Genomic DNA, 13,225 nt, shown 5'->3' on the forward strand with positions numbered 1-13,225 from the left:
ACCTAATTAATCAGTTCTACATTACAAATTAAGATAAAAACCTGCACAAACGCAGGCTATTGTGAACATTTAATGCCTTTTTACCTTTAAAAGGTATATTTACACTGTTAAGTTTTTATAGTTTTAAACAAATTAAGCCGGTTTATATTTAACCTACGTATGAAGATTGAGAATATACAAGTGTTGCGCGGACCAAATATTTGGAGCATCCGTCGCAAAAAATTAATACAAATGCGGCTTGACCTGCAGGAGATGGAGCATAAGCCGACCAACGAGATTGACGGATTTTACGAAAGGCTTGAAAAACTGCTCCCCAGCTTGTATACCCATCGCTGTTCGCCCGGCGTGCCAGGAGGCTTTTTTCAACGGGTAATTGCAGGTACCTGGATGGGCCATGTTATTGAACATATAGCACTCGAAATTCAAACACTGGCCGGTATGGATACCGGTTTTGGCCGTACCCGCGAAACAAAAACCAAAGGTGTATATAATGTAGTATTTGCTTACCTGGAAGAGAAGGTAGGCGTTTTCGCGGCCGAATCGGCAGTAAAAATTGCTCAGGCCCTGATCAATAGCGAAGAGTACGACCTGGAGGCCGATATTCAGCAAATGCGTGAGATACGTGAGAATACCCGCTTAGGGCCAAGCACCGGTTCAATTGTTGAAGAAGCCATTGCCCGCGATATCCCATGGATCAGGCTTAATAACCAATCGCTGGTACAATTAGGTTATGGTAAAAACCAGGTGCGTTTCCGCGCTACCATGACCGAAAAAACCAGCAGCATAGCAGTTGACATTGCCAGCAATAAAGACGAAACCAAACGTATGCTGCAGGAGCAGGCTATCCCGGTTGCCAAAGGTATCACCATTACATCTGTTGATGGCGTGGCCGATGCCATACGCAAAATAGGTTTCCCATTAGTATTTAAACCGCTTAATGGTAATCATGGCAGGGGCATATCTATCAATATACAAACAGAGGCTGATGCTGTAGCTGCTTATGAACATGCAGCCAAAATATCATACAAGGTAATTGTTGAACAATATATTACCGGCTACGACTTCCGTGTACTGGTGATTGATAACAAAATGGTGGCGGCCGCATTGCGCGACCCGGCCCATGTTATTGGTGATGGCATACTAACCATTCAGGAACTTATTGATAAAGAAAATACCGATCCGCGCCGCGGCTACGGGCACGAGAATGTACTCACCCTTATCGGCATTGACCGCGATACACTTGATCTGCTCGAAAAGAAAGGCTATACGCTGGAAACCGTACCTGCAAAAGACGAAAAGGTTTTTGTAAAATCAACCGCTAACCTGAGCACAGGAGGCACTTCTGTTGATGTTACCGACCATGTACACCCTCAAAATATTTTTATCTGCGAACGTATATCGAAGATCATTGGTTTGGATATATGCGGTATTGATATTATGGCCAAGAACCTTACCGAACCGCTCACCGAAAATGGTGGCGTGGTGCTGGAAGTGAACGCTGCCCCCGGCTTCCGGATGCATATCGCTCCAAGCGAGGGCTTGCCGCGTAACGTCGCCGGTCATGTTTTGGATATGCTTTATCCAACAGGTAAATCGGCAAGGATACCAATCATTGCTATAACAGGTACCAACGGTAAAACCACTACCACCCGCTTAATTGCACATATTGTAAAAAACAATGGCCACCGGGTAGGCTTTACCACATCTGATGGTATTTATGTACAGAACAACATGATGCTTAAGGGCGATACCACAGGCCCGGTAAGCAGCGAATTTATATTGAAAGACCCTACGGTTGATTTTGCGGTTCTGGAAACTGCCCGTGGGGGTATCCTACGCTCGGGCCTGGGTTTTGGCTTTTGCGATATTGGTGTAGTTACCAATATTCAGGAAGATCACCTTGGATTGTCTGATATTCATTCGCTTGACGATTTGGCACGTGTAAAAAGCGTGGTACTTAACTCGGTTAAAAAAGATGGCTGGGGTGTTTTAAATGCCGATAATGAGCACTGCGTACGCATAGGCAACAAAGCCGATTGCAACATCGCATACTTCAGCCTTAATGAAAATAACCCGATCATTAAATCGCATTGTCGTAAGGGTGGCATTGCTGCCATCTGCGAAAACGGTTTCATCACCATACAAAAGGGCGACTGGAAAATTCGCGTGCAACGCACTATCCTCATTCCGCTAACTTTTGGCGGTACGGTGCCCTTCATGATCGAGAACGTATTGGCTGCTACACTGGCCGCGTTTTTATGGGGCTTTAAAACTGAGGACATCAAAATGTCGTTAGAAACCTTCATCCCTTCGGCTGCGCAAACGCCTGGCCGTATGAACATTTTTGAGTTCAGGGATTTCCGTTTCATGATTGATTTTGCACACAATCCCGATGGCTACAATGGTATCAAGGAGTTTTTAAAGCATATTGATTCGCCACTTAAAATTGGCATAATAGCCGGCACCGGCGACAGGCGCGATGACGATATCCGTGAGCTGGGTAAAATTTCGGCCGAGATGTTCGATTATATTATCCTTCGCCAGGAAAAACACCTGCGCGGCCGTACCGCCGAAAACATTATCAGCCTGCTGAAAGAAGGTATTTACTCGGTTGACCCGGACAAAGGTGTAGAGGTAATCCCAAAAGAGGTTGATGCCATTAAACATGCCATGAGCCTGGCTAAACCAGGCACTTTTATTACGGCATTGAGCGATGTAATTGACAACGCCATTGAAACCGTACAAAACTACCAGGAGCAGGAACGAAACGGCTTGTTTAACGTTTAGCCTCCCAGCCCCCTAAAGGGGGAGTTTTTTTTTATTGGCATATTTTAAGCCCGGCTCTGAAAAGAACCGGGCTTTGTGCTTTTAATAAGATTATTTGCATATCTGCACATCAAAGAACTCCCCCCTTAGGAGGCCGGGGGGGCTGGAGCTGAAAGGTAGTAATGCCACAACAACATACTGGCCACCGTACGATATGGTGCCCATTGTTCGGCTACCACTATCACCTCTTCCCGTGTTGCTTCTTTAGGTAAGCCTTTCACTCTTTTTAATGCGTTTACTGCTGCCAGATCACCCGCCGGGAAAATATCGGCATGTTGCAGTACAAACATCAGGTAAACATCAGCCGTCCAGTTGCCGATACCTTTGAGAGCGGTTAGCTTTGTACGGATCACATCATCTGGCAATTGTTCAAGCTCCTGTAAGTTGATCTGCCCACTGATGATAGCCTCGGCCAGATATTTGGTGTAAGTAGTTTTTTGTCGGCTGAAATAGCAGGCTTTAAATTCTTCGTCGGTAAGCAGCAATACTCTTGCCGGGGTAATTTCCTGTATGTATTTCCTGAGTTTATTCAATGCGGATAGCGCCGATGCCAGCGAAACCTGCTGCTCTAAAATAATATGAACCAGCGTTTCAAACGTGTTTGGCCTTGACCATAGCGGCGGGTAGCCGTGAGCATTGATGATATTAGCCAGATCAGCATCTGCCGATGCCAATTCATCGCAGATAGCATGATAGTTATCGTGGTTAAACTGTTTGAGCATTGGGTTGTTGTTGACTCTATGATTTTGGCAAAATAATAATTATTTTAGCATTAAATTCAATAACATGAACATACAGGCGGAAAAACTGGATCTGTTACAAACCATAATGAATACCAACGACGAAGGATTAATTATGGATGTAAAAGCATTTTTATTGAACAGAAAAACCGATTGGTTTGATGAACTAAATGAGGTACAACAAAAAGACGTTCTGGAAGGATTAGCTCAGGCTGATCGTGGTGAAACGGTTGCCCATGCCGATGTAGTTAAACTATTCGGAAAATGGGGCTTGAAATAGTCTGGACACCAAAAGCTGTTGAAACATTCAGCAAAAGAATAACTTATCTGGAGGAACACTGGAGCGAGAAGGAGATATTTAATTTCACTACTCGGGTAAATGAATATCTGGAAACATTAAAAACACAACCACTAATGTTTCGTAAATCTGCCAAATTAAAACATACCCACATTGGTGTAATTATTAAACAGGTTTCCTTGGTATATCGAATAAAACCCCGGAGCAAAAAAATCGAACTGATAGCATTTATTGATAACAGGCAAAACCCAAAGCGTCAGAACTATTAAATGCATTTTTGTGTTAATAAAAGTATTATTACCAAGACAAATTACTAATTTTTTTAGGATTTAGCATTTAGTTTTCTGAATTTTACCTTTATGAATATGAATAACTTGCCTCCCTTAGCCGAACGTATGCGTCCAAAATCGCTGGACGATTATGTGGGGCAGAAACACCTGGTAGGCCCGGGTGCTGTATTGCGCAAGGCTATTGAGTCGGGTGTACTTCCTTCTATGCTGTTTTGGGGGCCGCCTGGTGTGGGCAAAACTACACTGGCCTACATCATATCTCAATCCTTGTACAGGCCGTTTTTCGCGTTGAGCGCTATTAACTCCGGGGTAAAAGATGTGCGGGAAGTAATTGAAAAGGCATCACTACTCAAAGAACAAGGAGAAACCTTGCCGATATTGTTTATTGATGAGATCCACCGTTTTTCCAAATCACAGCAGGATTCTTTGCTGGGCGCTGTGGAGCGGGGTATAGTTACGTTGATTGGTGCTACTACAGAAAATCCATCCTTCGAGGTGATCTCGGCTTTGCTATCGCGTTGCCAGGTATATATTCTGCAACCTTTAGCCGAGGAAGACCTGCTAAACCTGCTTGATAAGGCCATGAAAGAAGATGTGGTACTGCAGAATAAAAAGATCAACATTAAAGATCATGAAGCCCTGCTGCGCCTATCTGGTGGCGATGCACGTAAGCTGCTCAATATATTTGAATTGCTGATAAATGCTTTTGACTCATCCGAAATAGTTTTAACCAACGAAGTGGTGCTGGAACATGTGCAACAAAACATGGCTCTGTATGATAAAACCGGCGAGCAACATTACGATATTATTTCGGCCTTTATTAAATCAATGCGGGGCTCTGACCCTAACGGGGCTGTGTACTGGCTGGCCCGTATGATCGTGGGTGGTGAGGACCCGCTGTTCATTGCACGCCGCATGCTTATCCTGGCATCTGAAGATATTGGCAACGCCAACCCTAATGCGCTTTTACTGGCACAAAGTTGTTTTGAGGCTGTTAACAAAATCGGAATGCCCGAGTCGCAGCTGATATTATCGCAAACCGCAATTTACCTGGCTACATCGGCTAAAAGTAATTCGGCTACCACGGCCATTGGTGCCGCTATTGCGCTGGTACGCCAAACCGGCGATTTGCCAGTTCCGCTGCATCTGCGCAATGCGCCAACCAAATTCATGAAAAATATTGGCTACGGTAAAGATTATAAATATGCCCATAGCTACGAGGGCAATTTTACCGATCTTGATTTTTTACCCGATGCTATTAAAGGAGCTAAAATTTACCAGCCCGGAAACAATGCCCGCGAAAATGAATCAAAAGAAAAGCTTAGAAAGCTATGGGGCGATAGGTATAACTATTAGTATCGCAAGGAATCAAGACATTAGAGTCAAGAATCAAAATGTGAAAACGAATAGCTATTCGTGTAATTCGGAAAATTTCGTGTAATTAGTGTTATTATGATATCTACCTTTTTCAGGCACGAGTTAAAAGCTTTTTGGCGATCAAAAAACACAGGTAAAAGTGTTGCCATTAAGGTGGTAATGGCTATTTTCCTGCTTATTCTGTTTTTATATGTACTTGCACTTGGCCTTTTTTTAGACGTGCTATTAGAAGCCAAATTTCCGGATGCCGATCAGGTAACAATATTCTGTGGGGTAATCCTTCTGTATTACCTGTTTGATCTGCTGATGCGCTTACAGTTACAGGAATTACCTACCCTTCGTGTACAACCCTACCTCCATTTGCCAATCAGCAGGAATTTATTAGCACGTTATCTGGCCCTGAGTTCGGTTTTATCTATGTTTAACCTTTGGCCCTTTGTTCTGTTTTTGCCATTTATTTTTAAGGTTATCTCTATTTGGGGTACTGTACCAGTGTTGGTGTTCATTACTGCCATTATTGGGCTTACCATTTTTAACAATTATCTGGCCCTATACATTAAAAGAAAATCAAATATGAATGGCTGGATACTTTTAATAGTAATGACTATTTTATTAATAATTATTATCTGCGATTTTAGGTGGCATTTATATTCTGTTAGTGATATTTCTTATGCTTTTTTTGGCAGGCTACTAACTAAGCCTTTATTAGCTGTATTGCCTTTGCTATTTGCGGCTACTGTATACTATTTAAACTATTTATATCTTAAGCAAAATTTTTATCTTGAAAACCTAACAGCCCATAAAGAAAAAAATAATAAGATTAATGCTACTATTCCGTTTCTGTGGCGCTTTGGCCTTGCTGGTAATTTAGCAACAAATGAAATTAAGCTTATTTTACGCAACAAACGTTCCCGGTCCTCTTTGATCATGAGCTTGTTTTTTATGTTTTATGGGCTTATGTTTTACACTAACCCCACACTAGGTAAAAGCTGGTATATTTTTGCCGGTATGTATATGAGCGGGAGCTTTATTGTTACTTACGGTCAATTTATGTTTGGATGGCAAGCCTCTCATTTTGACGGGTTACTGGTGAGTAATATCAGCTTCACTGATTTTATCAAAGCCAAATACCTGTTATTTAACCTGATGGCAACAGCAGCATTTATATTAACTATCCCGTATGTTTATTTTGGATGGCAAGTGCTTTGGGTACATTTTGTAATGTATTTATGGAACATCGGTGTAAATACTACCATTGTTCTATTTTTCGCTAATCGTAATTTTAAACGTATTGATCTGTCAAAAGGAGCATCATTTAATTGGGAAGGGGTTGGCGCAACTCAATTACTACTAACATTTCCACTTATTTTAATTCCGTATGCTATATACACGCCCTTTACGCTTTTTAAACAACCCAATGTAGGGTTGGGGTTGATGGCCATTATAGCGTTACTATTTATACTAACCCGCAATTTTTGGATCAAGCAGCTTGAGGCAGATTATTACACCAAACGATACCAGATAGCCGAAGGCTTTAGAAATAAATAATATGATAGCAGTAAAAGATATTAAAAAGGTTTATAATGGTGTTACCGTTGTAAATGTACCTCATTTGGAGATACGTAAAGGCGAGAGCATTGGCCTTATTGGCAACAACGGCGCAGGTAAAACCACGCTGTTCAGGATGGTACTTGATCTCATACGACCAGACAGTGGTGAAATACGATCAAACGGCGAAGTTGTAGCCGGCCATGAAAACTGGAAAACTTACACGGCATCGTACCTTGATGAAGGCTTTTTAATAGAATACCTTACCCCCGAAGAGTATCTGTATTTTATTGGTGGCCTGCACCAACAAAGCAAGGCCCAGGTTGATGAAACACTAGCCCAATTAGCTGATTTTTTCAATGAGGAGATCCTGAACCGGGGCAAATATATCCGCGACCTATCCAAAGGGAATCAATGTAAGGTTGGTGTGGCTTCGTGCCTTATACAGAACCCGCAGTTGCTGATGCTTGATGAACCATTTGCCAATATCGATCCCAGCACACAATTCAGGTTAAAAAACATGCTGAAGGATGCCAACAAAAACAAAGGCATTACCACCATAGTATCCAGCCATGACCTTAATCACATTACCGATGTATGTGACCGTATTTTGCTGATGGAAAAAGGTGTTATTATTAAAGACATCGCCACCAGTTCATCAACGCTAAGCGAGCTGGAAGATTATTTTGGAGTTGGGCAAACCGTTAGCCCTCCTACCCACTGAAGGCGGAGCTTTTTTGATGGGCAGATATGCAGATTTCAGATGTACAGATGATTTTATAAAAGCACAAAGCCCGGCTTCTTTGAAGCCGGGCTTTGTGTTACAATAGTTAATTCAAAAGCTCCCATTTAGGCGCCGGGGGCTAACGTGCCGGGCTTCTCTCTGCCAGCAGATCGGCGGTTAATTTTTCAAACTCGCTGATAAATTCGGTGTAATGTTCGCCGGTACCCGGGCCGCTGAAACCGGTGTGTATTTTACGTACATCCCCATTTTTATCAATAATGATGGTAGTAGGAAAACCTACTACCTTGGTAAGCATAGGCAGGCTTTTGGCTGTCTCGGTTTTGTTGCTGGTATAGCCCGTTACTAATAATGGGTATTGTACATTAAACCTGTTTTTTACTTGCAGCAAAGCCTTTTTCGATTTTTCAAAATCATTGGTACGCTCATAGGCCAAACCAATTACCTCTACACCTTTGGGTTGAAATTTTTTATAATAGTTAACCATATAAGCAGTTTCATCCATACAGTTAGGGCACCAAGAGCCTAATATCTGTACGATAACTACTTTGTTTTTATAACGTGCATCATTTAATGACACTTCTTTGCCGTTAATATCCTTAAAAGAAAAATCTATTTTTTTATAGCCTGGTTTAAGGGCCGAAAGTGAATATGCATCGGGCAGTTTTGCATTGGCATCTTTAACGGCTGCCCAGTCCTGTACTGATGTGCTTGCGTAAAATTTGCCGTCTGTTAAGGTTTGGGCATCTTTTATGGTCGCAGTAAAGGTGTAAGCATGGCCCCCGTCAAAGCATGAAAGGTATAACTTATCGCCCGATACAGAACCTTCAAGGTAACGGTAATCGCCGGTGGTGGTTAAAAATGTACCGGTAAGCTTTGTACCGTTCTGTTTAAATTCGCCAACCGTGGTGTCGGCTCGCTCGCCTTTACCAATAACGGCCGACCACCTGCCATCAACATTATATAAGGGCTTTTCAGGAACTTTTAAAAACCGCCAGGTGGTATTTGGCTGTGCCGAGAACTCTACAGTGGCATCGCGTTCGCCCAGGTGGCGTACCCACTGTCCTTTTAGGTCTTCACCTTCCAGCTTCAGCTTAAATTCCGAGTCAAATAAAGGCATATGTATAAAAACCGAATCGCCTTTGGTTGTAACATCCGTTACTTTAAGCCTTTCGGCGCTGTTAATAACATACAGTTCCTGCTTGCCGCCTGCAATGTCCTTTACATCAAAATTAAATGGGATCTCGGTGCCTGATTGTGTTTTAAGCGCACCCCGCCAAACACCCGTTTTAAGTTTGGTTTGCGCTAAGGCACTTGTTATAACTAAAGCGAATGATAAGGTACTTATGATGAATTTATATTTCATTTTGAAAAATAGTCTACTAAGTTGATATACTTTGTCAAAAGTATAAAAACAACTCAACTATTTCAAAATTTCACGTGAAATTACAATTCGCTGAATTTCAGATGTGCCCTCATATATCTGTGTAATTTTAGCATCGCGCATCAGTCGTTCTACATGGTATTCTTTAACAAAACCATAACCTCCGTGTATCTGCACAGCCTCAACAGTGGTTCGCATGGCTACTTCTGAGGCAAAAAGTTTAGCCATTGAACCTGCCTGCGTGTACGATTTGCCATGATCTTTTAACCAAGCCGCCTTAAGGCATAATAACCGGGCGGCTTCAATTTCGGTTGCCATATCGGCCAGTTTAAACTGAATGGCCTGCAAATCGGCAATGGTTTTACCAAAGGCTTTACGTTCTTTAGCATACTTTGCGGCCAGTTCATAAGCTCCTGAGGCTATGCCCAAAGCCTGGGCGGCTATGCCTATGCGTCCGCCTTCTAAAGTACTCATGGCAAACTTAAACCCGAAGCCTTCCTCACCTATCCGGTTCTCTTTGGGTACTTTAACATCAGTGAACATTAATGAATGAGTATCGGAACCACGTATGCCCATTTTATTTTCTTTAGGCCCTATGGTAAAGCCCTCCATTCCTTTCTCAACAATAAGCGCGTTAATGCCATGGTGTTTCTTTGTCGCATCGGTTTGCGCCATAACCAGGTATGTAGAGGCAGAATTACCATTGGTGATCCAGTTTTTGGTACCGTTGAGCAGGTAATGGTCGCCCATATCAATAGCGGTGGTGCGCTGCGAGGTGGCATCTGAACCGGCTTCAGGTTCAGACAGGCAAAAAGCCCCTATCTTTTCACCTTTAGCCAAAGGCACTAAATATTTTTGCTTCTGCTCTTCGGTGCCATACTTTTCCAGTCCATAGCAAACCAATGAATTATTTACAGAAACCACAACAGATACTGAGGCGTCAATTTTTGAAAGCTCTTCCATAACCAGTACATAGGATATAGCATCCATACCACTACCGCCATACTGGGGCGAAACCATCATTCCTAAAAAACCAAGCTCGCCTAATTTTTTCACCTGTTCGGCCGGAAACTTCTGATGCTCGTCGCGTTCAATTACACCGGGTTTTAATTCTGTTTGTGCAAAATCACGCGCCGCCTGGCGTATCATTAACTGTTCTTCTGTAAATTCAAAATGCATAATATTTAAAAAAAATAAATATACAAATTACTATGCACGCATAGCAAAATTCTTAAATAAAAAAAGAGAGCCTTTTTCAAAGCTCCCTTTCCCCTAATTAATTTAAACTATTGATTAAACCCAAAACAAAGAACAAAAAATCTCAACTTGGGCGTCTGAGAATTCAAAAAAAAGTTTTTCACAGGTAGGTGATTTATATTTTTCCTTCACAGATATTTTGCAGGGCGAATTGAAGTAAACAATTTTGCTGCCATAATTTTTAATATTTCAAAAAATAAACAACTTTTAATATTTGTTTTAACATCTATTTATTATCAATATTTTACTGAACTTTAAATAAATATTACTGCTTATTTTAAGGTGGTTATTTGAACTTTATTATTTACAAGCCGTTATCGATTATGCTACTTACTGATTTTGAATACCTTAACAACTCAGATGATGCTTTTAAGAAAAAAGTAGCCTTGCAGATCAAAAACCTGAGAAGGCAAAACCAGGTAACTCAGGAAAGGTTTTACAGTGAAACAAACATTAATATTGCCCGTTTAGAGTCAGGGAAGATTGACATCAGGTTAGATACCTTAAGGAAAGTTTGTTACTATTTTGATGTTTCAATGGCCGGTTTTTTTCAAGGCATTTATTAAACAAGTATTTTTTTTACAAAATCGCTATTTCAAATTCTATTATTCCATACATGTGCTGTATTTTTTAACATACACTTAAAAAATTTTATGACCACTAAAACCAATTCGGCAGTACTGATCATTAGCTCCGCGTTTTTTTTATTATGCGCCGGCTGCGAAAGCCATAATAATAATGCATATGCCGATAACGACCCCGTGTTTAAAAACATGGATACCACTATAAAACCGGGTGATGATTTTTTTAAATATGCCAATGGTGCATGGCTTAAGAAAAACCCTATCCCTCCGGCTTATGCCTCCTGGGGAATTGGCAATGTGGTTGAAGAGGAGTTGCGCAACCGCATGAAAAAAATAAATGAGGATGCACTAACCGCTAACGCCTCAAAAGGAAGCAACACTCAAAAGATAGGTGATTTTTACTACAGCGGTATGGATACCGTAGCCATTGAAAAGCAAGGCCTGTCGCCGCTGAAAGATGAGCTAACTAAAATTGATCAGATAAAAGATATTAACGGCCTGATTGATGCCTTTGCCCATTTTAGAAACATCGGTGTAAAAACGCCACTAGGTGCAAGCCCCGGCCAGGATAGTAAGAACAGTGAAAAGATAATACTGCAGTTAGATCAATCGGGCATAGGGCTGCCTGATCGGGATTATTATTTTAATACGGATGAACACAGTGTAAATGTGCGTACCGATTATCAGCAAAAGCATCTCCCCACTGTTTTTAAACTCGCAGGCTTACAACCTGAGGCAGCAGCTGCAACAGCCAAAAAGGTGTATGATATGGAGAAGTTTTTGGCCGATAGCAGCCGCAAGCTTGAGGACCTTCGCGATCCTTATAAAAACTATAATAAAATGCCGGTCGCTAACCTGAACAAGCTGGTTCCGATTGTAAACTGGGCGTCGGCATTTGAAAAAATGGACTATAAAAACGTTGACACCGTTATTGTTGGCCAACCCGAATATTACCGCGCCTTAAACAAAGCACTAACCGCATATAGTATTGCCGATTGGAAAAACTACTTACTTAAAAACCTGGTGACGGCATTTAGTCCTTATTTAAGCAAACCCTTCGATCAGGAAAACTTCCGGTTTTACGACATGGTACTTGATGGTAGCAAAGAACAATTACCACGATGGAAACGGGTTCTTGATGCCGAAAACGGCTTAATGGGCGAAGTATTAGGGCAAATATTTGTAAAGGAATACTTTCCCGAAAAAACAAAAACCCGCTATGTAAACCTGGTAGAAACTATGCGCGCTACCTTTAAAGAACACATTGAAAAGCTCGACTGGATGAGCCCGGCCACCAAAGAAAAGGCTTATTATAAACTGAGTAAGGTAATGCCAAAGGTTGGCTATCCGGATAAGTGGAAGGATTTTTCGACCCTTGAAATTAATCGCGGCCCCTATGCCTTGAATGTAATGCGAGCCAACAACTGGTGGCATAAATACCATTCAGCCAAATTAGGCAAACCAGTTGACCGTACTGAATGGGGAATGACACCGCAAACATATAATGCCTATTATAACCCATCAAACAATGAAATTGTGCTTCCTGCGGGCATATTTACCATTCCGGGAGCTACGGATGAGGATATTGATGATGCGGTGATATATGGCTATGCAGCAGCATCAACCATTGGCCATGAAATGACTCACGGTTTTGATGACGAAGGCCGCCAGTTTGATGCTAAAGGAAATTTGAAAACCTGGTGGCTGCCACAGGACTCTGTTAAGTTTACGCAACGTGCCCAAATGCTTATTAACCAGTTTAATGGTTACAGCATTTACGGACTGCATATAAACGGTAAGGCCACCCAGGGCGAAAACATTGCCGACTTGGGCGGTATTGTTATTGGGCTGGATGCATTTAAAAAAACAGATCAGTATAAAGAAGGAAAAACCATTAATGGTTTAACTCCTGTACAACGTTATTTTTTGGGTTACGCGCTGGGCTGGCTGGGGCAAGACAGGCAGGAATCATTATCGAGCCAGATATTGACTAATCCACACTCACCCGGCTTTATGCGGGTAAACGGGCCATTTACCGATGTACCTGAGTTTTACGAAGCGTTCCATATCAAAAAAGGCGATAAAATGTGGCTCGCCCCCGATAAGCGGGTCAAAATCTGGTAAATCTCAGCTGGGTTTCAGGCATACAACACTTGCACGGTTTTAAAAAACTGCCAAG

At 41.9% G+C, this 13,225-nt stretch carries 11 protein-coding genes; 8 read left to right on the forward strand and 3 right to left on the reverse strand.

What is annotated here, in order from left to right; all coding sequences use genetic code 11:
• Positions 1–159 precede the first annotated feature (159 nt).
• A complete protein-coding gene (cphA, locus tag QWZ01_RS19810) occupies positions 160–2,787 on the forward strand; it encodes a cyanophycin synthetase (RefSeq protein ID WP_290326356.1) in 2,628 nt (875 codons plus the stop codon).
• A gap of 125 nt (positions 2,788–2,912) precedes the next feature.
• Here the strand turns inward: cphA and QWZ01_RS19815 are convergent, their stop codons facing one another.
• Positions 2,913–3,548 carry a DNA-3-methyladenine glycosylase family protein gene (locus QWZ01_RS19815; protein ID WP_290326358.1) on the reverse strand — a complete coding sequence of 212 codons (636 nt, stop codon included), beginning with the start codon at positions 3,546–3,548 and terminating at the stop codon, positions 2,913–2,915.
• 64 nt (positions 3,549–3,612) lie between these two features.
• On the opposite strand from QWZ01_RS19815, the gene QWZ01_RS19820 reads away from it, so the two are divergent.
• The 5 genes from QWZ01_RS19820 (at position 3,613) to QWZ01_RS19840 (ending at position 7,803) form a co-directional block, all read left to right on the forward strand.
• The gene (locus tag QWZ01_RS19820) at positions 3,613–3,846 is read left to right on the forward strand and encodes a hypothetical protein (protein ID WP_290326360.1); all 234 of its coding nucleotides are present in this window, start codon (positions 3,613–3,615) and stop codon (positions 3,844–3,846) included.
• On the forward strand, positions 3,831–4,133 hold the full coding sequence (locus QWZ01_RS19825) for a type II toxin-antitoxin system RelE/ParE family toxin (protein WP_290326362.1): 303 nt from the start codon (positions 3,831–3,833) through the stop codon (positions 4,131–4,133). The genes QWZ01_RS19820 and QWZ01_RS19825 overlap by 16 nt, the downstream gene beginning before the upstream one ends.
• A gap of 96 nt (positions 4,134–4,229) precedes the next feature.
• Positions 4,230–5,510, forward strand: a complete 1,281-nt coding sequence (locus QWZ01_RS19830; protein WP_290327824.1) for a replication-associated recombination protein A — start codon at positions 4,230–4,232, stop codon at positions 5,508–5,510.
• A gap of 96 nt (positions 5,511–5,606) precedes the next feature.
• A complete protein-coding gene (locus QWZ01_RS19835; protein WP_290326364.1) occupies positions 5,607–7,079 on the forward strand; it encodes a DUF5687 family protein in 1,473 nt (490 codons plus the stop codon).
• 1 nt (position 7,080) lies between these two features.
• Positions 7,081–7,803, forward strand: coding sequence for an ABC transporter ATP-binding protein (locus QWZ01_RS19840; RefSeq protein WP_290326366.1), 723 nt, complete (start codon positions 7,081–7,083; stop codon positions 7,801–7,803).
• A gap of 139 nt (positions 7,804–7,942) precedes the next feature.
• Here the strand turns inward: QWZ01_RS19840 and QWZ01_RS19845 are convergent, their stop codons facing one another.
• Both QWZ01_RS19845 and QWZ01_RS19850 read right to left on the reverse strand, forming a co-directional pair.
• Complete coding sequence (locus QWZ01_RS19845; protein ID WP_290326368.1) at positions 7,943–9,187, reverse strand: peroxiredoxin family protein; 1,245 nt, start codon at positions 9,185–9,187, stop codon at positions 7,943–7,945.
• A 57-nt stretch (positions 9,188–9,244) separates the two neighbouring features.
• Positions 9,245–10,384, reverse strand: a complete 1,140-nt coding sequence (locus QWZ01_RS19850; RefSeq protein WP_290326370.1) for an acyl-CoA dehydrogenase — start codon at positions 10,382–10,384, stop codon at positions 9,245–9,247.
• Positions 10,385–10,785: 401 nt separating this feature from the next.
• On the opposite strand from QWZ01_RS19850, the gene QWZ01_RS19855 reads away from it, so the two are divergent.
• Complete coding sequence (locus QWZ01_RS19855; RefSeq protein ID WP_290326371.1) at positions 10,786–11,028, forward strand: helix-turn-helix domain-containing protein; 243 nt, start codon at positions 10,786–10,788, stop codon at positions 11,026–11,028.
• Positions 11,029–11,115: 87 nt separating this feature from the next.
• Entirely contained in the window at positions 11,116–13,170 is a 2,055-nt protein-coding gene (locus QWZ01_RS19860; protein WP_290326373.1) for a M13 family metallopeptidase, read from the forward strand.
• Positions 13,171–13,225: the final 55 nt, after the last annotated feature.

This window comes from Mucilaginibacter aquaedulcis (assembly GCF_030409325.1).
In the GTDB taxonomy this organism is placed as follows: domain Bacteria; phylum Bacteroidota; class Bacteroidia; order Sphingobacteriales; family Sphingobacteriaceae; genus Mucilaginibacter; species Mucilaginibacter aquaedulcis.